This window comes from Sphingobium sp. Leaf26, assembly GCF_001421665.1.
Lineage (GTDB): Bacteria > Pseudomonadota > Alphaproteobacteria > Sphingomonadales > Sphingomonadaceae > Sphingobium.
Map to the genome: position 1 here is coordinate 48,402 of NZ_LMKV01000002.1, position 23,454 is coordinate 71,855.

Here is a 23,454-nt window from a genome sequence, read left to right on the forward strand (position 1 = left end):
ATTGGACCATATGCCGAACGGGGTCGCCAAACGGGATCTGCCGACCAAGACATGCCCGACATGTCAGCGTCCGTTTTCGTGGCGGAAGAAATGGGAGCGCGACTGGGACAATGTCGTCTATTGTTCCGACCGATGTCGAACCTCGGCAAAGAAGGGCTGACATAGAAAGAGCCGCCAGTTCGATCGAAGCGGCGGCTCTTTCTATGGTTCACTGACGGATCAGCGTTCGATGCACATGGCAACGCCCATGCCGCCGCCGATGCACAGGGTGGCGAGGCCCTTCTTCGCGTCGCGCTTGGCCATTTCATAGAGCAAAGTGGTCAGAACGCGCGCGCCCGACGCGCCGATCGGATGGCCGATGGCGATCGCGCCGCCATTGACGTTGACCTTCTCGGCGTCCCAGCCCAGTTCCTGGCCGACCGACAGCGCCTGCGCGGCGAAAGCCTCGTTCGCTTCGATCAGATCGAGGTCGGCGATCGACCAGCCGGCCTTTTCCAGCGCCTTGCGGCTGGCCGGGGCCGGGCCGATTCCCATGATCGACGGATCGACGCCGCAGGTCGCGAAGCCGGCGATGCGGCCCAGGATGGTCGCGCCACGCTTGGCGGCGGCATCGGCCGTCATCAGCACCAGCGCGGCCGCGCCGTCGTTGAGGCCGCTGGCATTGCCTGCCGTCACGGTGCCGTCCTTCTTGAAGGCAGCGCGCAACGCCTGCATCGCTTCGATCGTGGCACCGGCGCGGATATATTCGTCGGCATCGACGATGGTGTCGCCCTTGCGGCCCTTGATCGTCACCGGCACGATTTCGTCGGCGAAGCGGCCGCTGGCGCGGGCAGCTTCGGCCTTGTTCTGGCTGGCGACGGCGAAGGCGTCCTGCGCGTCGCGGCTGATCTGATATTTCTCGGCCAGATTTTCGGCAGTGATCCCCATATGATAGCCGCCGAACGCATCGGTCAGGCCATCGTGGATCATCGTGTCAACGAGGGTCACGGCGCCCATCTTGCTACCAGCGCGCAGATATTGCGCGTGCGGGGCGAGCGACATGCTTTCCTGGCCGCCCGCAACCATGATGCTGGCGTCGCCAGCGCGGATCGCCTGTGCCGCGAGAGCAACGGCGCGCAGGCCCGAGCCGCAGAGCTGGTTGAGGCCGATGGCGGTGCGTTCGACCGGGATGCCGGCGTTGACGGCGGCCTGGCGCGCGGGGTTCTGGCCCTGACCGGCGGACAGTACCTGCCCCAGGATCACTTCGTCCACTTCATCGGGCGCGACGCCGGCCTGCGCGAGCGCGGCGATGATCGCCTGGCGGCCCAGTTCATGCGCGGGGGTCGAGCCGAAGGCACCCATGAAGCTGCCGACGGCAGTGCGCTTTGCGGCGGTGATGACGATGTCAGACAAAGGCGTGATCCTCGATTCCAGTGGTTGTTTTCGCAGGCGCAATAGCATCAACCGCCTTGAGTGAAAAGCCAATGGGACAGCGGTTCCCACAGCGTTTCGCGGGCGCGGCCGCCCACGACCATGCCGACATGGCCAAGCGAAAGGCTGCGTTCTTCGCGCAAGCGAGGGCCGGCGGCGGCCGGCACGATGCGGTCGCTGGTGGAGACGATCGAGAGGGTGGGGCAGGCAAGTGCGGCAGGATCGACGGTCTGGCCACCGACCTGCCAGCGCCCGGTGCCGCTGAGATTGCGGGAATAGAGGCCATCGAACAGGTCGCGCCCCGCAGCATAGGTCAGCGGCGCGCCGCCATTGGCCCAATCCTCCACCGCCAGGAAGGCGCGCTCCGCATCCGATCCCGCGTCGGCGTCGGCGAAGGCGGCATATTTGCGGATGGTGCGCGCCGGGTCCATCGCCCAGAAACCCGATTGCAGTACCTCCATCGGTACATAGCCGATCCGCTGGCACATCGGCTTCGCACCGCGCCACAGGCCGCCGATCAGGTCGAGATCGGCGGTGGGGAAGGCATCGAAGCGCCAGGGGGCCGCGATCGTGGCCACGGCGGGAACCCGGTGCAATGCGGCGGCGGCGAGCGTCAGGCTGCCACCCAGGCAATAGCCGACCAGGATCGGCGGGCGGGGCAGGGCAGCGAGCAAAGGCAGCAGCCGTTCGGTGACATGGCCGTCGAGGCCAAGCTGCGCATCCTGCGGGGCAGGCGTGCCCCAGTCGACCAGATAGGCATCATGGCCTGCTGCGGCCATGTGGCGCAGCATGGATCGGCCTTCCGACAAATCCAGCACCTGTGGCGGATTGATGAGCGAGGGGACGAAAACCACGGGATTTCTGTCATTTGCCGCGCCATGTTGCAGCAAGCGGGCCGCACCGGCGGTGGCGACGCAGCGGGCCGCTGGCGGCGCGGGCGGGCGCGCCGCGTGCTGATATTTGCGCAGACCGGTGAAAGCGCGGCGTCGAAGCTCGGCATCATCCTCTGTTTCGCGCCATAAAATATTGAGAAAAAGGGGTAAAGGCCGCGGCCCATGTTGCGGTGCGGCATCGCCCTGTGCTAATGCGAAATAGTCAGGTGTGGGAGAGGAATCCATGGCCAAGTCCAAGACCGCTAATGAATCAGATCCGGTCATCATCAAGAAGTACGCCAACAGGCGGCTCTATAATACCGAAACTTCGAGTTATATCACGCTGGACCTTCTGTCGCAGATGACGCGCGAGGGGCGCGAATTTGTGGTCGTGGACGCCAAGACCGGCGAGGACATCACCCATAATGTCCTGACCCAGATCATCATGGAAGAAGAACAGCGGGGCAAGAACATGCTGCCCGTCAATTTCCTGCGCCAGTTGATCGCCATGTATGGCGATTCGATGCAGTCGATGGTGCCGCAATATCTGGAATCGTCGATGGACGCCTTCCGCAAGAACCAGCAGCAGTTCCAGGAAGCCATGAAGGGCGCGTTCGGCGGCGGCCCGCTGGCCGACATCGCCAAGCGCAATCTGGAAATGTTCGAGGCCGCAGCCAGCGCGTTCGGCAATGGCGTACCTGGGATGCCGAACATTCCAGGCATGGCTCCCCCTGCCGCGCCAACACCGGCCGCCACCGAGGGAAGCAAGGACGAGGAGATCAGCGACCTCAAGGCGCAACTGGCGGCGCTCAATGCCAAGATCGACAAGCTGACCTGAAGCCATGGCCAAGGCGGATCGTCTGGAGCGGCTGGACGTCCGCCGCGAGGAAGTGGAAGCGGAATATCGCGACGCCCTGATCGCGGCGCTGCGCGTGACGGCGGCGGGGCGGTGGGGCCTGTTCGACCATCAGAAAGACAAGGCCGCCCGTGCCCGCACCGCACCGGTGATCGCGGCGCTGGAGGAACTGGCGGACGCGATCGACGCCATGCGCGACACGCTGGGGCTGGAGCCATTTGTGTTGCATCAGGATTTCATGGCAGTACGCGGTCCGGCAGCAGCCGATGCCGTCGGTGAGCCGAAGCAGGCCAAAGCCTGGCTGGAGCGACTGGGCGCGGACGCCTGAAACCGTCATCATCGCGCCCTTGCGGGGGTCGACAGGCATGGCGCGTCTGGCCTATGGCGCGCCATTCTTCTTTTCCGTTCTAGCCAAGGTTCGCACACCGTGAAGCACGCCCTCAACGTCACCCGCGAAAAGGATTTCGCCGCCTGGTATCAGGCCGTCATCACCGAAGCCGACATGGCCGAGGAAAGCGGCGTGCGCGGCTGCATGGTCATACGGCCGTGGGGCTACGGCATCTGGGAACGTATCCAGAAATTGCTGGACGAACGGATCAAGCAGACGGGGCATGAAAATTGCTATTTCCCGCTGTTCATCCCCTTGAGCTATTTCGAGAAGGAGGCCGAGCATGTCGACGGCTTCGCCAAGGAAATGGCGGTCGTCACCCATCATCGCCTGATCCAGAAGGACGGCAAGATGGTGCCGGACCCGGACGCGAAACTGGAAGAGCCGCTGGTCGTGCGGCCGACGTCGGAAACCGTCATCGGCGCGGCGTTCAGCCGCTGGGTCCAGAGCTGGCGCGACCTTCCGGTGCTGATCAACCAGTGGGCGAACGTCGTCCGCTGGGAAATGCGCACCCGCATGTTCCTGCGCACCAGCGAGTTTCTGTGGCAGGAAGGGCATACCGCGCACGCCACCGTCGATGAGGCGATGGAAGAGACGATGAAGATGCTAGAAGTCTATCGTAGCTTCGCCGAAGAATGCGTCGCCCTGCCGGTGGTCGCTGGCGAGAAGCCGGAAAATGAGCGCTTCCCCGGCGCCGTCGCGACCTATTCGATCGAAGCGATGATGCAGGATGGCAAGGCGTTGCAGGCGGGCACATCGCACTTTCTGGGCACGACCTTCTCCAGCGCGCAGAATATCAAGTTCCAGAATGCCGAGGGGCAGCAGGAACTGGCGCAGACGACCAGCTGGGGCATGTCGACCCGCATGATCGGCGGCCTGATCATGGTGCATGGCGATGATGACGGGCTGCGCGTGCCGCCGCGCGTCGCGCCCTATCAGGTGGTCGTGGTGCCGATGCTGCGCGATACTGACGAGGATGCCGCGATAGTCGATTATTGCACCGATCTGGTGAACCAGCTCAATGCGCTCGATGTGTATCGTGAGCCGGTGCGCGCGCTGCTCGACAAGCGCCCGTCGAAGGCGGCGACCAAGCGCTGGAGCTGGGTCAAGAAGGGCGCGCCGATCGTGATCGAGGTGGGCGGCCGCGACGTGGCCGGCGGCAATGTGTCGGTCATCCGGCGCGACCGTCTCTATCGCGAGGATGGCAAGCTGGACAGCCAGATCGTCGCCAAGGGCGATTTCGTTGGCGGCGCTGCGGCGATGTTGCAGGATATCCAGGAGTCGCTGTTCGCCGACGCAAAGGCGCGGCTGGACGGCAATATCGACCGGTCGATCAGCGATCTCGATGCGCTGAAGGCTTATTTCAAGGCCAGCAAAAATCCCGGCTGGGCGCTGGTGCAGTGGGCCAGTCCGACCGGCGAGGCGCTGGACAAGGTGGTCCAGTGGCTGAAGGGTGAGAAGCTGACGCTGCGCAATGTGCCGACCGATGCGGACGCGGCGGATGGAGCGTGCGTCTTTACCGGCGGTGCGGCGGTGGAGCGTGTGCTGGTCGGGCGGAGTTACTGAGCAACCATCACCCTCCCTTTCAAGGGAGAGGCCGGGGGTGGGTGCCGCGCAGCGGCGTTGCGACATCTCGATCGGTCGCACGCTCGCTATGCTCGCTACCCACCCCAACCCCTCCCTTGAAAGGGAGGGGCTTTTTCAATTACAGCACATATTTGCTGAGGTCGGTGTCGTGGGCGACCGCTGACAACTGTTTTTCGACATAGGCCTGGTCGATCACCAGCGTTTCGCCGCGACGATCTTCCGCCTCGAAGCTCACATCCTCCAGCAGCTTTTCCATCACCGTCTGGAGACGGCGGGCGCCGATATTCTCGATCTCGCTGTTCACGTCGGCAGCGATCTTCGCGACGGCGCGGATGCCGTCGGGGGTGAGGTCGATCGTCACCTCCTCGGTCGCCAGCAGCGCGCGATATTGGGTGACGAGGCTGGCCTTGGTGTCGGAGAGGATGGCGACGAAATCCTCCTCTGTCAGCGCCTTTAACTCCACGCGGATCGGCAGGCGGCCCTGTAGTTCGGGCAGCAGGTCGCTGGGCTTGGCGACATGGAAGGCGCCCGACGCGATGAACAGGATATGGTCGGTCTTGAGCGGACCATATTTGGTCGAGACGGTCGTGCCCTCGATCAGGGGCAGCAAGTCGCGCTGTACGCCTTCGCGGCTTACGGAGCCGCCGCGCACGTCGCTGACGGCGATCTTGTCGATCTCGTCGAGGAAGACGATGCCGTTCTGCTCGGCGCTGGTGATGGCCACGCGGGCGACGTCATCCTGATCGAGACGCTTGTCCTGCTCCTCCTCGACCAGCTTGTCCCAGGCTTCGGCGACGCGCATCTTGCGGCGTTTTTTCTGCTGTTGCCCGAACGCCTTGGACATCATGTCGGACAGGTTGATCATCCCGACCTGACCGCCCATGCCGGGAATTTCCATCGGCATCGACGGGGTGTCGGCGACTTCGACCTCGACCTCGACCTCGTTCATCTGGTCGTTCTCGATCTTCTGGCGGAAGGAGAGGCGGGTGGCCTCGCTCGCTTCCTTGCCGGTCAGCGCGTCGAGCAGGCGAGCCATGGCGGCTTCTGAGGCGGCTTCCCGCACCGCCTCACGGCGGCGGTCCTTTTCAAGGCGTACGGCTTCCTCGACCAGGTCGCGGACGATCTGCTCGACGTCGCGGCCGACATAGCCGACTTCCGTGAATTTGGTGGCTTCGACCTTGACGAAGGGCGCGTCGACCAGCTTGGCGAGGCGACGGCTGATCTCCGTCTTGCCGCAACCGGTCGGCCCGATCATCAGGATATTCTTGGGCGTCACCTCGTCGCGCAGGTCGACGGGCAGGTGCTGGCGGCGCCAGCGGTTGCGCAACGCCACAGCCACCGCGCGCTTGGCGTCATGCTGGCCGATGATATGCGCGTCGAGCGCGGCGACGATGGCTTTGGGGGTCAGGTTGTCGTTCATCAAAATACTCCGCCCTCCCTTGCAAGGGAGGGGCTGTTCAGGTCAGTTCGCGCTGTCGAGCGTTTCGATCGTCAACTGGTCGTTGGTGTAGACGCAGATGTCGGCGGCGACGCCCATCGCCTTGCGGGCGAGGGTTTCGGCATCGTCCTCATAGTCCACCAGCGCGCGGGCGGCGGCGAGGGCGAAATTGCCGCCGGAGCCGATCGCGGCGACGCCGCCTATCGGCTCCAGCACATCGCCGTTGCCGGTGAGGATCAGCGTCACATCCTTGTCCGCGACGATCATCATCGCTTCCAGATTGCGCAGATATTTGTCGGTGCGCCAGTCCTTCGCCAGTTCGACAGCAGAGCGCATCAACTGGCCGTTGAAGCGCTCCAGCTTGGCTTCGAGCCGCTCGAACAGCGTGAAGGCGTCGGCCGTGGCGCCGGCGAAGCCGCCGATGACGCTGCCGTCATGCAGCCGGCGGACTTTGCGGGCATTGGGCTTCATCACGGTCTGGCCCATGGATACCTGGCCATCGCCGGCGACGACGACCTTCCCATTCTTGCGGACGGACATGATGGTTGTGCCATGCCAGACCGGCATGGAGGCGCTGCGTTGGTCGTTCATGGAGCGGCATATGGGACGCTGTGCCGCCCGGTGCAAGTCACGCCGCACACTGCGCCGGAACGTGTCATTTCGGCGACAATATTCTTACAAATCGTTCAGGAACAAATGTCGATCAATTGACATTGTGCAGTGCACAAACAATGATCTGCACCATTATTCGAAAGCGAGGACGCACCATGTCTCTCAAGGCCAGGGCACAAGAAAAGGTCGAACGGGCGGGTATTTCCAACTACTCGTTCGATCGGGACGTGCTGGTCATGTGCGGCGTGCGCTATACTATAGAGGCCTGCGAATGTGGGGAGCCGGAATGCGATGGCGTTCGGCTGAACAAGAAAATGACGGCGATCGGACGCGCGCTTCAGTGATATGAAGGTCGGGGCAGATCGCTCCCCCTCCAACCCCGTGCCCTTAGTGCATGGCATCCTTGCCTGCGCGGCCGACCGATTCGATATCCCGGCCAACACCCTGAACCGTGTTGCAGGCGGCGAGCGCCGTCAGCAGCAGGCTACCAACAATCAGGGCGAGAATGTGACGCATGGTTATTCCACTTTCCAAGATTGATGCCGGTCTATAAGCGTCGATCGGCCGGACGGGAAAGCATTTTGCATCAAATCGGCAAGAGCATGTTGACAGTGCGGACCGTGGGTGCCAAAGGCCGCCTCCTCCTTACAGGGGGCGCGTAGCTCAGCGGTAGAGCACACCCTTCACACGGGTGGGGTCACAGGTTCAATCCCTGTCGCGCCCACCATCATCCCGGTGATGATGGCAGGACAGTTTATTTCCCGGCATTGATCTTTTCTGATCCGTCGCGCTAAGCCGTCGGCATCATGCGGTGCGTTTTCGCGCCGACCGGAAAGGACAATCATGCCCCCCTATCTGAAAGCCGGCGCAGCCTTGGGCGCGTTGTTGCTGACCTCCCCCATCGCCGCACAAGCGCAGGAAAAGCTGACGCTGGAGCGCGTATTCGCCAGTCCCGATCTGGCCGGGCCGCAACCGCGCGCGCTGAAACTGTCGCCGGATGGGTCGCTGGTGACGCTGCTGAAGCCCCGCGCCGACGAGAAGGAGCGGCTCGACCTGTGGGCGATCGACAGCAAGACCGGTGCGGAGCGGATGCTGGTCGATTCGAAGAAGACCGGCAGCGGCGCGGAATTGAGCGAAGCGGAGAAGATGCAGCGCGAGCGGGATCGGAGCGTCGCGGGCAGCACCGGCATCACCAGCTATGACTGGTCGCCGGACGGCAAGAGCATATTGGTGCCGGTCGATGGCGACCTCTATCTGGCCGGGCTGGATGGCAAGGTCACGCGCCTGACCGATACGCCCGACGGCGAACTGAACGGCGTGGTCAGTCCCAAGGGCGGCTTCGTATCCTTCGTGCGCGGCGGCAATCTGTTCACCCAGCGGATCGGCGAGCAGGAACGGCAATTGACGCAAGGCGCCAGCGACACGCTGAGCTGGGGTGTGGCGGAATTTGTCGCGCAGGAAGAAATGGACCGGCGTACCGGTTACTGGTGGTCGCCCGATGACAGCCGCATCGCGGTCGCGCGCGTGGACGAAAGCCCGGTCGGCATCGTCACCCGCACTGCGATCGGAGGCGAGGGGACGAAGGTCTATCAGCAGCGCTATCCCGCTGCGGGAACGCCCAATGCCATTGTCGACCTGTTCGTGATGAAGCCGGACGGGTCGGGACAGGTGCAGGTCGACCTGGGACCGGACAAGGACATCTACCTCGCCCGCGTGGACTGGTCGAAGGATGGCAGTACGCTTTATGTCCAGCGCGAGAACCGGGACCAGAAGCGGCTGGACCTGCTGGCGGTCGATCCGGCTACCGGCAAGGCAAAGGTGGCGCTGAGCGAAAGCGCGAAAAGCTGGATCAACCTGTCGAACAATTTCCATGCGCTCAAGGACGGCAGTTTCCTGTGGTGGTCGGAGAAGAGCGGCCATGGCCATCTCTATCGCGTGAGCGGGGCCAGGTGGACCGCGCTGACCAGCGGCGATTGGGAAGTGCGCGATGTGGTGGGCGTGGATGAAGCCAAGGCGCTGGTCTATTTCACCGGCAATCGCGAGACGCCGCTGGAGCAGCAGCTTTATGTGACGTCACTGGGCAAGGCTGAACCGGCGCGGGCGCTGACGCAGCAAGGCTGGTGGAATGACGCCGTGATGGATGGCGCAGCGAGCAAGGTCGTGGTGACGCGGCAGAATGTCGATCAGCCCAAACAGGTCTATCTGGCCGACAGCAGCGGCAAGCAGTTGCAATGGCTGTCGCAAAATGCGCTGACGGGCAACCATCCCTACGCGCGCTATGTCGCGGGCCATGTGAAAACGACGTTCGGCACGGTGAAGGCGGCGGATGGTACGACGCTCCATACCAAGATCATGACGCCGGCGATGGAGGCGGGGAAACGCTATCCTGTCTTCATGATCCATTATGGCGGGCCGGGTGGCGGTCGTCAGGTGACGAACACATGGTCCGGCGCGCTGAACCAATATCTGGTGGATCGCGGCTGGATCGTCTTTGCCATCGACAATCGCGGCACGCCCGATCGCGGCAAGGCGTTCGAGGACGCCATCTATCATGCCATGGGCACGGTCGAGGTGGACGACCAGTTGAAGGGCGTCGAGTGGCTGAAGGCCCAGCCGTTTGTGGACCCCAAGCGGATCGCCACCTATGGCTGGTCCTATGGCGGCTATATGTCGGTCAAGCTGCTGGAAAAGGCGCCGGGCGTATTCGCCGCGGCCGTCGCGGGTGCGCCGGTGACCAAGTGGGAGTTGTACGACACCCATTATACCGAACGCTATCTGGGCAAGCCGCAGGACAAGGCCAGCGCCTATCCGGCGTCGGGTGCGGTGGATGAGGCGGTGAAGATCACCGATCCGCTGCTGCTGATCCACGGCATGTCCGACGACAATGTGGTGTTCGACAATGCCACCGCGCTGATGGCCAAGATGCAGGGCGCGGCGGTGCCGTTCGAGATGATGGCCTATCCGGGCCAGACCCATCGCGTCGGCGGGCCGGGCATCAGCGTGCATCTGTGGAAGACGATCGAGCATTTCCTGGCCGAACATGCAGGCGGTCCGGCCGAGAAATGAGGCGAGACGCTATCGCCAGGCGTGAAAGATCGCCCGGCGATAGCGGTTCTTGTCGCGGAAGGGCATGACCCATCTGCGCCAGCCCTGATTGTCCAGTCCTTCCGGCAATACCTGAAACCGGGAATAGCCGAACCGCCGGCACATTTCGCGCAGCGCCAATATGTTGGGCGCCCAGAAATTGGTGGCGTCCTGATCCAGTTCCAGTTCCGTGAACAGGCGCATGGCCGGGACCGGTTCATGCCGCAGCGCCGTCACCGTTTCGATCACCAGATGATCGCTGCTCATCGCGGCGGCGGCCTCCAGCGTGCGATAGGGATCGGTGACATGGTAGAGCACGCCCAGCAGCAGCACCGTGTCGAACTGCCCCAGATCCTCGACCCTGTGGTCCGCGACGTCGAGGTCGAGCGAGCGGACCTTGGATCCGAAACGGGCATGGGCATGATCGAAACCGCGCTTGTCACCCCAGCCCTGACCCGACCAGCAGAAATGATCGGTCGCCAGCACCTCCGCCGCGCCGCGCTGCTCCGCCTGGAAGGAGAAAAAGCCATCCCACGCGCCGATATCCAGCACGCGCCGCCCGTCCAGCCGGTTGGGAAAGATCAGATCGGCTTCTTCGAGCAGCGATGTCAGCGGCTTGACGCCATCGGCCCGGACGCCATCTGGAAAGACGAAGCTGTGAAACCAGTGTTCGGGCAGGGGCGGCAGCAGGGTGGACTGCATCAGGACTTGGTATCCGTCTTGTTTTTGGGGAAGGGTTTGGGCGTTCCGTAACGGCGGAGCCATGCGGAGGCAATCGCGCGCTTTGTGCTGGGCAAGCCCTTCTTTCTGGACAAACGCCGCAGTATCGTTATGGCGCGCACTCCGCAAGATTTGCATTGGAGTGGAGACTTTAGTCATGGGTTATAAGGTCGTCGTCGTTGGTGCCACCGGTAATGTGGGCCGCGAGATGTTGACCATTCTCGCCGAGCGCGAGTTCCCTATTGACGAGATCGCGGCGGTCGCATCGTCGCGGTCGCAGGGGCTGACCGTCGATTTCGGTGAGACCGGCAAGACCATCAAATGCCAAAGCATCGAACATTTCGACTTTACCGGATGGGATATCGCCCTGTTCGCGGCGGGCAGCGGCCCGACGGCCGAATATGCGCCCAAGGCGGCGGCGGCCGGTTGTGTCGTCATCGATAACAGCTCGCTCTATCGCATGGACCCGGACGTGCCGCTGATCGTGCCGGAAGTGAACCCGGACGCGATCGACGGCTACAAGAAGAAAAACATCATCGCGAACCCGAACTGCTCGACCGCGCAGATGGTCGTGGCGCTCAAGCCGCTGCATGATGCCGCAAAGATCAAGCGCGTGGTCGTGTCGACCTACCAGTCGGTGTCCGGCGCGGGCAAGGCGGGCATGGACGAGCTGTTCGAGCAGAGCCGCAACATCTTCGTCGGCGATCCGGCCGAGCCGAAGAAGTTCACCAAGCAGATCGCCTTCAACGTGATCCCGCATATCGACGTTTTCCTGGACGACGGGTCGACCAAGGAAGAATGGAAGATGGTCGCGGAAACCAAGAAGATCCTCGATCCCAAGGTGAAGGTTACCGCAACCTGCGTGCGCGTGCCCGTGTTCGTGGGCCACTCCGAATCGATCAACATCGAGTTCGAGAACGAGATTTCGGCCAAGGAAGCGCAGGACATCCTGCGTGAAGCGCCGGGTATCATGCTGGTCGATAAGCGCGAAGATGGCGGCTATGTCACGCCGATCGAATGCGTGGGCGATTTCGCGACCTTCATCAGCCGCGTGCGTGAAGATTCGACTATCGAGAACGGCATCAACCTGTGGTGCGTCAGCGACAACCTGCGCAAGGGCGCGGCGCTGAACGCGGTGCAGATCGCCGAACTGCTGGGCCGTCGCCACCTGAAGAAGGGCTGAGCCCCGCATGATCTCCGGCGCTGTGGCGATGTGGAAAGCCCTTCCACAGGCGCAGCGCCGGATGATCGCGTTGTTGCTGGCCGCAATCGGCCTTGCCAATATCGCGCAACCCTTTCCCGATCTCGCGCCGCTCCAGCATGGCCCGACGATCGCGCTGATCCTTGCCGCGCCATGGCTGCTGCGGCGCTGGCCACTTTCCAATTCCGCCGTCGGCTGCATCTGGCTTTTCCTGTTGTTGCACACGCTGGGTGCGCGCTGGATCTACAGTTATGTGCCTTATGACGATTGGGCGCGGGCGGTGAGCGGGCATGATATTTCCAGCCTCATGGGCGCAACCCGCAACGGATATGACCGGCTGGTCCATTTCGCCTTCGGTGCGCTGCTGACGCTGCCGGTCGCGGAAGGCGCGCGGCGCCATATGCCGTGGCGGTGGAGCCTGACTTTTGCCTTTGCCGCCATCGGTCTGGGCAGCGCGCTCTACGAGATATTCGAATGGCTGCTGACCATGATCGCGGCCGGCGACACGGCCGACTATTATAATGGGCAACAGGGCGACATGTGGGACGCCCAGAAGGATATGGCGATGGCGCAGATCGGCGCGACGCTGGCGATCATCGCACTCTTGCGCCGCCGGGGCTGACGCCATATCGGCGGGGCATTGCTGCCCGACAAGGATTTGCCCCGATGACCGACCTTCCGATCGAACGCCATGACATCAAGGGGCGGGACGGGCTGCCGATTGCGGTGCATGTGGTTGGCGCCGATACCACCGAAACCCGCGATCTGGTCCTGATCCATGGCTATTTTTCCAACGCCTTCACCAACTGGATTCGCTATGGCCATGCCGCCAAGCTGGTGGAGGCGGGGTTCCGCCTGATCCTGCCGGACCTGCGCGGCCATGGCGAAAGCGCCAAGCCGCATGACGCCGCCGCCTATCCGCCCGACGCGCTGACCGACGACAATCTGGCGCTGATCGAGCAGATGGGGCTGACCGACTATGATCTGGGCGGTTATTCGCTGGGCGCACGCACGACGGTACGGATGCTGGCGCGCGGGGCGACGCCGCGGCGGGTGATATTGTCCGGCATGGGGTTGCGCGGCCTGACGCAGACGCTCGATAATGGCGGCTATTATACCAATGTCCTCACCAATCTCGGCTCGTTCGAGCGGGGCACGTCCGAATGGATGACCGAAGCTTTTCTGAAGACGACGAAGGGCGATCCGGTCGCGCTGCTCCATATTCTCAAGACCTTCGTCGACACGGACGAAGCGACGATCGCCGGATTTGCGCAACCCACGGCGGTGATTTGTGGCGCAGATGACGACAGCAACGGAAACGCGCGGGAACTGGCCGACATATTGCCCGACAGCCGCTATTTCGAGATTCCGGGCAATCACATGAACGCCGTCACCCGCAAGGAGCTGGGGCAGGCGATGGTCGATTTCCTGACCGCTTGACTGTATCGCCGAGGCAAGTCACGTTCCTCGCCATACACCGATAAGGGGAATCCCGTGAAAATCGCCATTTCTTTCGCCGCTCTTGCGGCCGCGCTCGTTGCTTCGCCACTCTTGGCGCAACAGGCTCCCACTGCTGCGCCCACTGCGGCGGAGGCGGACGCCTTCCTCGCCAAGGCGGAGAAGGCGCTGTTCGACCAGTCGATCGTCAGCGGCAGGGCGGCGTGGATCAACGCGACCTATATCACCGACGATACCGACGCGATGGCATCCTATTTCGGCGCGATCGACACCAGGCAGCGGGTCGATTATGCGCTGGAAGCGGCGAAATATGCGACCGCGCCGGGGCTGAGCGAAGAAACCAGGCGCCGGCTGACGCTGCTGCGCACGGCGCTGACCCTGCCCGCGCCGACGACGCCGGGTGCGGCCGAGGAACTGAACGACCTAGCGACCAAACTCCAGTCCGCCTATGGCAAGGGGAAAGGGACGCTGAAGGGGCAGGCGATCAACGGCAGCGATATCGAAGAGCAGATGGGGGAGAATCGCAACCCCGAAGAATTGAAGGAGATGTGGGTCAGTTGGCATGACAATGTCGGCGCGCCGATGCGGGCCGACTACGCCAAGCTGGTGAGCATCGCCAATGCCGGGGCCAAGGAACTGGGCTTTGCCGATACCGGCGCGATGTGGCGATCCAAATATGACATGCCGGCCGATGATTTCGCCAAGCTGACCGACAAGATCTGGGCGGAGGTGAAGCCGCTTTACGACGATCTCCATTGTTATACGCGCACCAAACTGAACGAGAAATATGGCGATGCGGTGCAGGCCAAGACCGGGCCGATCCGCGCTGACCTGCTCGGCAATATGTGGGCGCAGGAATGGGGGAATATCTATGACGTCGTGGCGCCGGCCGGTGCGGGCGACCTGGGTTTCGACACCACCGACCTGCTGAAGACCAAGGGCTATGACCCGGTCAAGATGGTGAAGGCGGGCGAGGGCTTCTATAGCTCGCTGGGTTTCGAGGCATTGCCGCAAAGCTTCTGGGATCGCTCGCAAATCACCAAGCCGCGCGACCGCGAAGTCATCTGCCACGCATCGGCCTGGGATCTGGACAACAAGAACGACATCCGCATCAAGATGTGCACCAAGGTGAATGGCGACGATTTCGTCACGATCCATCATGAACTGGGCCATAATTATTACCAGCGCGCCTATCAGATCCAGAAGCCGCTCTATCTGGACGGCGCAAACGACGGTTTCCATGAAGCGATCGGCGATTTCGTCGCGCTGTCGATCACGCCTGATTATCTGGTGAAGATCGGCCTGCTGGACCCGGCCAAGGTGCCGGGTGCGGACAAGGATCTGGGCCTGTTGCTGCGGCAGGCGATGGACAAGGTGGCCTTCCTGCCGTTCGGCCTGCTGATCGACAAGTGGCGCTGGGGCGTGTTCGACGGGTCGATCCCGGAGAGCCGGTATGAACAGAGCTGGACCGACCTGCGCCGCCAATATCAGGGCATCGTGCCGCCCGTGTCCCGCGACGAGACGAAGTTCGATGCCGGCGGTAAATATCATATTCCCGGCAATACGCCTTATACCCGCTACTTCCTGGCGCGGGTGTTGCAGTTCCAATTCTACGAGGCGGCATGCAAGCAGGCCGGTTGGAAAGGGCCGCTGCATCGCTGTTCCTTCTATGGAAACAAGGCCGTAGGCGCGAAACTTGATGCGATGCTGAAGATGGGGGCGTCAAAGCCCTGGCCGGACGCGCTGCAAGCCTTCACCGGCAGCCGTGAAATGTCGGGCAAGGCGCTGGTCAATTATTTCGCCCCGTTGCAGAAGTGGTTGGTTCAACAGAATAAAGGCAAGTCTTGCGGCTGGTAAGTCGGCGTAAAGATTGATAAGCGGCTGGCGCATGAACGCGCCAGCCATTCTTCTTTCGCTGCTCTTTGGCACGGCGACCGTGATGACGGTCGCGCTGGCCGTAGCATGGTCCCACTTCGGGCGGCAGAAATATGTACTGACCTGGACCGCATCCTATGCGGTGGGCATGTTGCAATGGATGGCCAATGCCGGCGGCTTCTTCCTGAAAAGCCCCTTCTGGTTCATCATCACCGGCATCGGGCTGATCATCAGCGGATCGTTACTGGCGATCGGCGTGCGCCAGCGATCCGGCAAGCCTCTGCGTCTGGTCGGCTTCGCCATTCCTGCCGCGATCGTGATCCTGGCGATGGCCTTTGCCATCGGCCCGGTGGGTAGCCAGATCATGCAGGGCCTCATCATTCCCTGTTATGTCGGGGCGTTGTTGGCGGTGAGCGCGGTTTCGCTCTGGCCGAAGGGCCGCCGCTTCACGCCGCCTGAACTGGCCTTTTTCGTTGCGCTGCTGATCTTCGTGATCGTCCAGTTTGCGCTGGCCGGCGCGGCGATGATGATCCAGGGTCCGGAAGTCGGCAAGGATCTCTATCGGCTGATCTTCAGCATCTTCACGCCCACCACCTATGTCGCCACCGCCGTTACCGCGGTGCTGGTGGTGGCGGGCGACCTGGCGGAGCAATTGCGCACGCAGATGCGCCATGACCCGCTGACGCAGGTGCTCAATCGCCGGGGACTGGACGAAGCGGCGGCGCAGGCGATCGCGCAGGCGCGCCGGCACAAGCGTCCGCTGGCGCTGGTGGTCTGTGATCTGGACGGGTTCAAGGCGCTGAACGACGGACATGGTCATATTGCCGGCGATCAGGCGCTGCGCGGCTTTTCCCGCCTGCTGACCAGCGCGGTCCGACGCGGGGACGTGGTGGGTCGCATGGGCGGCGACGAGTTCGGCCTGCTGCTGCTGGACACCGACGCCATCGCCGCCGCCGAAGTGATGGAGCGGGTGCGGGCTGAAATCGCGCATCTGGCGCTGCCGGGCGTGCCCGTCACCGGCCTGCGCGCCAGTTTCGGCGTGGCGGAACTGGTCGCGATCGACCAGCAACTGGAGGACATGGTCGTGCGCGCCGACGCGGCCCTGTATACCGCCAAAAGGAACGGCAAGGACCGCATCGCCATCTGGCGCGAAGCCGCTTAACGGAAGGGCGGCTCGTTGAAGGCGCGCAGCTTGCGACTGTGCAGCTTCGCCCCTTCTTCACGCAGTAATTCGCAGGTCATCAGGCCGACGCGCAGATGGCTGGCGATGGCTTCCTCATAGAAGCGGTTGGCCTGACCCGGCAGCTTCAATTCGCCATGGATCGGCTTGTCCGATACGCAGAGCAGGGTGCCGTAGGGCACGCGGAAGCGATAGCCCTGTGCTGCGATGGTGGCCGATTCCATGTCGATGCCCACCGCGCGCGACAGGCTGAACCGCAGGGCCGAACTGGAATAGCGCAACTCCCAGTTGCGATCGTCGGTGGTCACGACGGTGCCAGTGCGCAGGCGGCGCTTGAAATCCTCAGGATCGCCCTTGCCCAATACCGCTTCGGCGGCCTGCGCCATGGCGACCTGCACTTCGGCGATGGCCGGCACCGGAATTTCGGGCGGCAGCATTGCGTCCAGCACATGATCGTCGCGCAGATAGGCATGGGCCAGCACATAGTCGCCGATTCGCTGGCTGGGGCGCAGGCCGCCGCAATGGCCAATCATCAGCCAGGCTTCGGGACGGACGACCGCCAGATGATCGCAAATCGTCTTGGCGTTGGACGGGCCGACGCCGATATTGACCAGCGTGATGCCGCTGCGGTCGGGCGCGATCAGATGATAGGCGGGCATCTGGTGCCGGCGCCATGCACTGTCGGCGATCATGCGCGCGGGGTCGGCGGTTTCGGGCGTCACATAGACGCCGCCCGCGCCGGACAGGGCCGTGTAGCGGCTGCCTTCGCGCTGCAACTCCGCGCAGGCCCATGCCACGAATTCATCGACATAACGGTGATAGTTGGTGAACAATATGTAGCGCTGCACATGTTCGGCGGGCGTGCCGGTATAATGTTTCAGCCGTGCGAGCGAGAAGTCGGTGCGCAGCCCGTCGAACAGGGCGAGCGGCCGGTCGCCGTCGATGTCGGGCATGAACAGGCCGTCGGCGATCTCGTCGCCGATCTCCGCCAGTTCGGTAGCGGGGAAATGACGGGCCAGTTCGGTCGGCGGGGTGCCGTCCAGCGCGTTGATGTCGAGGCCATCGAGCACATAGGGGAAGGGGATCTGTTGCTCACTCAGCCCGGTTTCCACCTCCACGCCATAATCGCGGACGAGCAGGTCGATCTGTTCGGCCAGATATTCGGCGAACATGGCGGGGCGCGTGACGGTGGTGACGTAGCGGCCCGGTTTCGACAGGCGCGCGAAGGAGCGGCCCGGCGGCGGCGCGTCGCTGTCGCCATGATAGATGATCCGCAATTCGGGATAGCAATAGCGCCGGTCGGTCTTCGCTTCCGGCGGCGGGACACTGCCATCGCGGGCATAGGCCCGCATCGCTTCCCGCAAAGTTTCAATAGATGTCTGATAAATCTGGTCGAGCTGTGCGACCGCCTTGTTGCCGATGCTTTGTGTCATCGCCCCCTGTTACCGCCTTTGCGTGACGGAAGGAAGACGCAGCTTCGCCGATTGCGCAGCGGACCTGAAATCCGCTGCGCAATCGCCGGGAATCAAAGCTGTTCGAGCAGATAATCGGCCGAAGAAACCTTGAAGTCGCCCGGTGCCTCTACGTTCAATTCTTCCACGACGCCGTCCTTGACGATCATGGAGAAGCGCTGGCCGCGGGTGCCCAGGCCGAACTTGCTGCCGTCCATGGTCAGGCCCACGGCTTGCGCGAAATCGGCATTGCCGTCGGCGAGCATCGTCACCTTGCCTTCGGCGCCGGCGGACTTGCCCCAGGCGCCCATGACGAAGGCGTCGTTGACGGCGGTGCAGGCGATTTCGTCCACGCCCTTGGCCTTCAAGGCTTCGCTCTTGTCGATGAAGCCCGGCAGATGCTTGGCCGAGCAGGTCGGGGTGAAGGCGCCGGGCACCGAGAAGATAGCGACCGTCTTGCCGGCGAAATAGTCTTCGGACGGCACGGCTTCGGGGCCGTTTTCAGTCATCTTGGTGAAGGTGGTGCTGGGAAGGCGATCGCCCTTGGAAATGGTCATGTCATGTCTCCTGGCCTTTGACGGGCGGGAGGTCGTATCTTGCCTTGCCGCTGTCAAGGTAGAGGCGTCCCATTAACTTAGGAATGTGCCGCAACGCCCCAAGCGTGCGATACATGTCCTTGGCAAGGCGGTGCAGCAGTTTATATTCATGTCATGATCCAAAAATCTTTCTATGCCGGGCATTTTCTGCTCGCTCTTCCGGGCATGGCAGACACGCGGTTCGACCATTCGATCGTGGCGCTGTGCGTGCATGACGAAAATGGCGCTTTGGGCATCGCGGTCGGCGAGGAGATGGAGGGCGTGACCCTGCGCGAACTGCTGGAAAGTTTCGATATCGATGGCAGTCAGGTGGCCGATGTGCCGGTGTTGCGGGGCGGGCCGGTGGAGCCGCGACGGGGCTTTGTGCTGCATTCGCTCGACTGGGGCGGGCAGGATATGGTGCAGGTCGATAATCGTTGGGGCCTGTCCGGGTCGCTCGACATATTGCGGGCGATCGCGGAAGGGCGCGGGCCGAGCCGCTACCTGGTCGCGCTGGGCTATGCCGGGTGGGGCGCGGGGCAACTGGAACAGGAAATGACGGGCGAGAGCTGGTTTCTGGCCGATGGCGACCCTGACCTGTTGTTCGACGTGCCCACGCGGCGCAAATGGGCCGCCGCTTATGCCGCTTCGGGCGTGGATGCGTCGCATCTGGTGTCGGGCGCGGGGTCTGCCTGATCCGTCATGAACGCGACATAAAGAAATCTTTATATGAGTTGCCATGGGCTTTGCCGGTTGGTAAGGCGCATCCCATCGCCATCGTCCGCCATGCGGCCGAACGGCACAATTTCAAGCTGACGGAGATATGATCGTGGCCACCGCACCCGCCACCCAGGCGCAGGATTATGTGATCGCGGACATCGGCCTTGCTGCCTTTGGTCGCAAGGAAATCGAGATCGCCGAAACCGAAATGCCCGGCTTGATGGCCCTGCGCGCCGAATTCGGTGCGTCGCAGCCGCTCAAGGGCGCGCGCATCACCGGCTCGCTGCACATGACGATCCAGACCGCCGTGCTGATCGAGACGCTGACGGCACTGGGCGCGCAGGTCCGCTGGGCGACCTGCAACATCTATTCGACGCAGGACCATGCTGCCGCCGCGATCGCCGCGTCGGGCGTGCCGGTCTTCGCCATCAAGGGCGAGACGCTTCAGGAATATTGGGACTATGTCGAGCGCATCTTCGACTGGCACAATGACGACAGCGGCGTTTGCAACCTGATCCTGGACGATGGCGGCGACGCCACCATGTTCGCCCTGTGGGGCGCGCGTGTCGAGGCGGGCGAGGAACTGTTCACGCCGTCGAACGAGGAAGAGGAAATCTTCGTCGCCGTGCTGAAGCGCGTACTGAAGGAGCGTCCCGGCTTCCTGACCAAGACCGTCCAGTCGATCAAGGGCGTGTCGGAAGAAACCACCACGGGCGTTCACCGCCTGTATGAACTGTCGAAAAAGGGCAAGCTGCCCTTCCCCGCGATCAACGTGAACGACAGCGTCACCAAGTCGAAGTTCGACAATCTGTACGGCTGCAAGGAATCGCTGGTCGACGCGATCCGTCGCGGCACCGACGTCATGCTGGCGGGTAAGGTTGCCTGCGTTGCCGGTTTCGGTGACGTTGGCAAGGGTTCGGCCGCGTCGCTGCGCAATGGCGGCGCCCGCGTTCTGGTGACCGAAGTCGATCCGATCTGCGCGTTGCAGGCCGCGATGGAAGGCTATGAAGTCGTGACGATGGAAGACGCCGCGCCGCGCGCCGACATCTTCGTCACCGCGACCGGCAATGAAGGCGTCCTGACCGTTGACCACATGCGCGCCATGAAGAATATGGCGATCGTGTCGAACATCGGCCATTTCGACAGCGAGATCGAGATTGCGGGTCTGTCCAACATGAAGTGGACGGAAATCAAGCCGCAGGTCGATGAAGTCGAGTTCCCCGACGGCAAGAAGATCATCGTCCTGTCGAAGGGCCGTCTGGTCAATCTGGGCAACGCCACCGGCCATCCCAGCTTCGTCATGTCGGCCAGCTTCACCAACCAGACGCTGGCCCAGATCGAATTGTGGACCAAGAGCGAGACGTACGGCAACGACGTCTATGTCCTGCCCAAGCATCTGGACGAAAAGGTCGCCGCGCTGCATCTGGAAAAGCTGGGTGTGAAGCTGACCCAGCTCAGCCAGCGTCAGGCCGACTATATCGGCGTGCCGGTGGAGGGGCCGTTCAAGCCGGACCATTACCGCTATTGAGCGAATGCCGTCTGGCAAAAGGAAACGGAGGGAGGTGGCAACGCCTCCCTTTTTTCTTGCGCCTGGCTTGGCCATCAGGCGGTTCTGGTTTAGGCCCGGTCGGCTTATGAACAGGGACTGGCAGGCTATGGCGCGCAAGGGGCGGATGTCGTGACGACATTGTCCCCCTATGCCGCGATCATTTTTGGCGTGGTGCTGGCCGGCTGGCTGGGCGCTGGGGTATGGGCGTTGCTGAGCGGCCAGCGGATGCGCCGCGAGGGCATGCAGGCGCAAGGCAAGCTGGATCGGCTGACCATGTTGCTGGCGTCGGCTCCCGCCGCGCCGATCATCATCCATCCCGATGGGCGTCTGGAAGCAGCCGATCGCCTGGCCAAATGGCTGGGCAAGCCGCGTGTGCCGACCTTCGCCTCCGAACTGACGGCGCCCGACGGGGGGCTGGAGCCGGAGGATGCCGCCGTGCTGGCGCAGGAGATCGCATCCGCCCAGCGCGCGGGGAAAAGCTTTGCCCTGCCGGTGCGCGGCCATGGATCGAACCGCCTGCTGCTGGTGCGCGGTGCGCCGGCCGGGCCGGGGATCGCAGACAGCGGGGGCGTGATCCTGTGGATTTTCGACGCGACCGACAGCCAGTCGGAAATCCAGTCGCTGCGCGGTCATGTCGAGCAATTGCGCGACGCGCTGGAGGCGCTGGCCGGGCTGGTGGAGGCTGCGCCCTTCCCGATGTGGCATCGCACGACGGACTTGCGTCTCAGCCTCGTCAACAGCGCCTATGTCAGGGCGGTCGATGGGGCGGGGGCGGCCGACGTCATCAGCCAGGGTACCGAGCTGGTGGAAACCGTCGCCGGTCTGACGCCGAAAGCGGCGGCCGCCGATGCCATCGCCCGCGACGAGCCGGTCGAGCGCATGGTGCCCGCGACGATCGACGGTGAACGACGCACGATGCGAGTCGTGGATGTGCCGCTGGGTCCGGCGGGCGTTGCGGGCTATGCGGTCGATCAGCATGAACTGGAGCAGGCGCGGACCGAGCATCGACGGCTGGAGACGGCGCAACGCGATTTGCTCGATCGCCTGTCGGCCGGCGTGGCGCGTTTTGGCCCGGACCGGGCGCTGCGTTTCTGGAACCAGCCCTTCATCAGCCTGTTCGGCCTGCGTCAGGATGCGCTGACCGACGCGCCGCTGTTCGAGCGGGTTCTGGACCAGATGCGGGACGCGCGACGCTTGCCCGAACATCGCGATTTTCCTGCCTGGCGTGGTGAACGGCGGCAATGGTTCCTGTCGCCCCATCCGCTGGAGGAAAACTGGCTGTTGCAGGACGGTACCCATCTGCGCGTCTATGCCCAGCCCTTGCCCGATGGCGGGCTGCTGCTGATCTTCGAGGATCGCACCGAGCAGGTGCAATTGTCGAGCGCGCGCGACACGCTGCTGCGGGTGCGGACGGCGACCTTCGACAATCTGTTCGAATCGATCGGTGTCTTTTCATCCGACGGCAAGCTCCAGATGTGGAACAGCCGGTTCCGCACCATCTGGGGCGCAAGCGAGGATTTGCTCGCCGGCCATCCGCGCATCGACGATCTGATGCGCGCGGTGCAGGCGAAGCTGACGAAGCCGGAACAGGCCAATCTGGTGCGCGAACTGGTGCGCGCCGCCACGGTCGAGCGCAAGCAGCGGATGGGCCATGTCGGTTTTGCCGATGGGCGCATCTTTGAATTTGCCGCCATCCCGCTGCCCGATGGCAATGCGCTGTTCACCATGCTGGACGTGACCGACAGCCGCCGGGTCGAGCAGGTGCTGCGTGACCGGAACGAGGCACTGGAGCAGGCGAACAAGGTCAAGACCGCGTTTGTCACCAATATGAGCTATGAACTGCGGACTCCGCTCACCACCATTTCCGGTTTCGCCGAGATGATGAGCGCGGGCTATGCGGGCGAGTTGAGCGAGTCGGCGAAGGGCTATGTCGACGGTATCCTGCAAAGCACGGCGCGGCTGTCGATGCTGATCGACAATGTGCTGGACCTGACCCAGGGCGAAGTGGGCACGCTGCCGATCGAGCTTGCGCGCGTCGACTTGGGCAAGGTCGTGCAGGACAGCGCCAGCCGGATGACGATGGACGCGACCGCCAAGGGTATCGAGATCGAGATAGCGTTGAAGGACAGCCTGGGCGCAGTGCAGGGGGACGCCCGGCGGATCGGGCAGGCGATCGACCATCTGCTGGAAAACGCGATCCGCTATTGCGGCAAGGGCGCCCGCATCCTGCTGCATGGCGACGGCACGGGCGAGAAGGCCCGGATCGTCGTGTCGGACAATGGCCCCGGCATCAGCGCGTCGCAACAGGGCGCCATCTTCGATCCCGCCGCGCGCGCCGGGCAGGCCCGCAATGGCGGCCGCGCCGGCATCGGCCTGCCGCTGGCGCGCCAGTTGGCGGAGGCGCATGGCGGCACGCTGCAACTGGTATCGGAAGCCGGGCAGGGGACGATGGCCGTGATCGAACTGCCGCGTGGCTGA

At 63.4% G+C, this 23,454-nt stretch carries 22 protein-coding genes and 1 tRNA gene; 15 read left to right on the top strand and 8 right to left on the bottom strand.

Translation table 11 applies throughout. The features are described from left to right. Nucleotides 1-10: 10 nt before the first annotated feature. Complete coding sequence (locus tag ASE85_RS22235) at nt 11-160, top strand: DUF2256 domain-containing protein (protein ID WP_082462663.1); 150 nt, start codon at nt 11-13, stop codon at nt 158-160. A gap of 59 nt (nt 161-219) precedes the next feature. On the opposite strand, the gene ASE85_RS04865 is transcribed toward ASE85_RS22235, so the two are convergent. Both ASE85_RS04865 and ASE85_RS04870 read right to left on the bottom strand, forming a co-directional pair. Further along, nucleotides 220-1,392, bottom strand: coding sequence for an acetyl-CoA C-acetyltransferase (locus ASE85_RS04865; RefSeq protein ID WP_056684813.1), 1,173 nt, complete (start codon nt 1,390-1,392; stop codon nt 220-222). A gap of 47 nt (nt 1,393-1,439) precedes the next feature. Continuing rightward, nucleotides 1,440-2,528 (bottom strand): alpha/beta fold hydrolase, encoded by a 1,089-nt coding sequence (locus ASE85_RS04870; protein WP_156358206.1) that lies wholly within the window; start codon nt 2,526-2,528, stop codon nt 1,440-1,442. Between ASE85_RS04870 and phaR the strand changes: the two genes are divergently transcribed. From phaR to proS, 3 genes are all read left to right on the top strand, one after another. Beyond that, a complete protein-coding gene (phaR, locus tag ASE85_RS04875; protein ID WP_056684497.1) occupies nt 2,527-3,120 on the top strand; it encodes a polyhydroxyalkanoate synthesis repressor PhaR in 594 nt (197 codons plus the stop codon). The genes ASE85_RS04870 and phaR overlap by 2 nt on opposite strands. 4 nt (nt 3,121-3,124) lie before the next feature. Next, nucleotides 3,125-3,466 carry a hypothetical protein gene (locus ASE85_RS04880; RefSeq protein WP_056684500.1) on the top strand — a complete coding sequence of 114 codons (342 nt, stop codon included), beginning with the start codon at nt 3,125-3,127 and terminating at the stop codon, nt 3,464-3,466. Between the two features lie 99 nt (nt 3,467-3,565). Beyond that, complete coding sequence (gene proS / locus ASE85_RS04885; protein ID WP_056684503.1) at nt 3,566-5,092, top strand: proline--tRNA ligase; 1,527 nt, start codon at nt 3,566-3,568, stop codon at nt 5,090-5,092. Nucleotides 5,093-5,231: 139 nt separating this feature from the next. On the opposite strand, the gene hslU is transcribed toward proS, so the two are convergent. Together hslU and hslV are read right to left on the bottom strand one after the other, a co-directional pair. Beyond that, a complete protein-coding gene (gene hslU / locus ASE85_RS04890) occupies nt 5,232-6,533 on the bottom strand; it encodes an ATP-dependent protease ATPase subunit HslU (protein ID WP_056684506.1) in 1,302 nt (433 codons plus the stop codon). Nucleotides 6,534-6,575: 42 nt separating this feature from the next. After that, complete coding sequence (gene hslV / locus ASE85_RS04895; protein ID WP_056684509.1) at nt 6,576-7,142, bottom strand: ATP-dependent protease subunit HslV; 567 nt, start codon at nt 7,140-7,142, stop codon at nt 6,576-6,578. Nucleotides 7,143-7,318: 176 nt separating this feature from the next. Here hslV and ASE85_RS04900 point away from each other — a divergent pair, with 176 nt between their 5' ends. Further along, a complete protein-coding gene (locus ASE85_RS04900; RefSeq protein ID WP_056684511.1) occupies nt 7,319-7,507 on the top strand; it encodes a hypothetical protein in 189 nt (62 codons plus the stop codon). A gap of 43 nt (nt 7,508-7,550) precedes the next feature. On the opposite strand, the gene ASE85_RS04905 is transcribed toward ASE85_RS04900, so the two are convergent. Further along, nucleotides 7,551-7,679, bottom strand: coding sequence for an entericidin A/B family lipoprotein (locus tag ASE85_RS04905; protein ID WP_056684514.1), 129 nt, complete (start codon nt 7,677-7,679; stop codon nt 7,551-7,553). Between the two features lie 136 nt (nt 7,680-7,815). Between ASE85_RS04905 and ASE85_RS04910 the strand changes: the two genes are divergently transcribed. Then, nucleotides 7,816-7,890, top strand: a tRNA-Val gene (locus ASE85_RS04910). A gap of 116 nt (nt 7,891-8,006) precedes the next feature. After that, the gene (locus ASE85_RS04915; protein WP_056684517.1) at nt 8,007-10,229 is read left to right on the top strand and encodes a S9 family peptidase; all 2,223 of its coding nucleotides are present in this window, start codon (nt 8,007-8,009) and stop codon (nt 10,227-10,229) included. 9 nt (nt 10,230-10,238) lie between these two features. Here ASE85_RS04915 and ASE85_RS04920 read toward each other — a convergent pair whose 3' ends face one another. Next, a complete protein-coding gene (locus tag ASE85_RS04920; protein ID WP_056684521.1) occupies nt 10,239-10,949 on the bottom strand; it encodes a class I SAM-dependent methyltransferase in 711 nt (236 codons plus the stop codon). A 175-nt stretch (nt 10,950-11,124) separates the two neighbouring features. Here ASE85_RS04920 and ASE85_RS04925 point away from each other — a divergent pair, with 175 nt between their 5' ends. Genes ASE85_RS04925 through ASE85_RS04945 form a run of 5 tightly spaced genes read left to right on the top strand, consistent with a single transcriptional unit; the run spans nt 11,125 to nt 16,663 of the window. After that, nucleotides 11,125-12,150 carry an aspartate-semialdehyde dehydrogenase gene (locus ASE85_RS04925; protein ID WP_056684524.1) on the top strand — a complete coding sequence of 342 codons (1,026 nt, stop codon included), beginning with the start codon at nt 11,125-11,127 and terminating at the stop codon, nt 12,148-12,150. Between the two features lie 7 nt (nt 12,151-12,157). Continuing rightward, complete coding sequence (locus ASE85_RS04930; protein WP_056684527.1) at nt 12,158-12,790, top strand: DUF2238 domain-containing protein; 633 nt, start codon at nt 12,158-12,160, stop codon at nt 12,788-12,790. Between the two features lie 44 nt (nt 12,791-12,834). Continuing rightward, nucleotides 12,835-13,608 carry an alpha/beta fold hydrolase gene (locus ASE85_RS04935; protein ID WP_056684530.1) on the top strand — a complete coding sequence of 258 codons (774 nt, stop codon included), beginning with the start codon at nt 12,835-12,837 and terminating at the stop codon, nt 13,606-13,608. Nucleotides 13,609-13,662: 54 nt separating this feature from the next. After that, entirely contained in the window at nt 13,663-15,483 is a 1,821-nt protein-coding gene (locus ASE85_RS04940; RefSeq protein WP_056684533.1) for a M2 family metallopeptidase, read from the top strand. Between the two features lie 31 nt (nt 15,484-15,514). Next, on the top strand, nt 15,515-16,663 hold the full coding sequence (locus tag ASE85_RS04945; RefSeq protein ID WP_056684537.1) for a GGDEF domain-containing protein: 1,149 nt from the start codon (nt 15,515-15,517) through the stop codon (nt 16,661-16,663). Here the strand turns inward: ASE85_RS04945 and ASE85_RS04950 are convergent. Both ASE85_RS04950 and ASE85_RS04955 read right to left on the bottom strand, forming a co-directional pair. Beyond that, on the bottom strand, nt 16,660-18,114 hold the full coding sequence (locus ASE85_RS04950) for an AMP nucleosidase (RefSeq protein WP_056684541.1): 1,455 nt from the start codon (nt 18,112-18,114) through the stop codon (nt 16,660-16,662). The genes ASE85_RS04945 and ASE85_RS04950 overlap by 4 nt on opposite strands. 92 nt (nt 18,115-18,206) lie before the next feature. Then, complete coding sequence (locus tag ASE85_RS04955) at nt 18,207-18,689, bottom strand: peroxiredoxin (protein WP_056684544.1); 483 nt, start codon at nt 18,687-18,689, stop codon at nt 18,207-18,209. A 153-nt stretch (nt 18,690-18,842) separates the two neighbouring features. Here ASE85_RS04955 and ASE85_RS04960 point away from each other — a divergent pair, with 153 nt between their 5' ends. The 3 genes from ASE85_RS04960 (at nt 18,843) to ASE85_RS04970 (ending at nt 23,454) form a co-directional block, all read left to right on the top strand. Continuing rightward, a complete protein-coding gene (locus ASE85_RS04960) occupies nt 18,843-19,403 on the top strand; it encodes a YqgE/AlgH family protein (RefSeq protein ID WP_056684547.1) in 561 nt (186 codons plus the stop codon). A gap of 127 nt (nt 19,404-19,530) precedes the next feature. After that, complete coding sequence (gene ahcY / locus ASE85_RS04965) at nt 19,531-20,955, top strand: adenosylhomocysteinase (RefSeq protein ID WP_200928295.1); 1,425 nt, start codon at nt 19,531-19,533, stop codon at nt 20,953-20,955. A gap of 150 nt (nt 20,956-21,105) precedes the next feature. After that, entirely contained in the window at nt 21,106-23,454 is a 2,349-nt protein-coding gene (locus ASE85_RS04970; RefSeq protein ID WP_056684550.1) for a sensor histidine kinase, read from the top strand.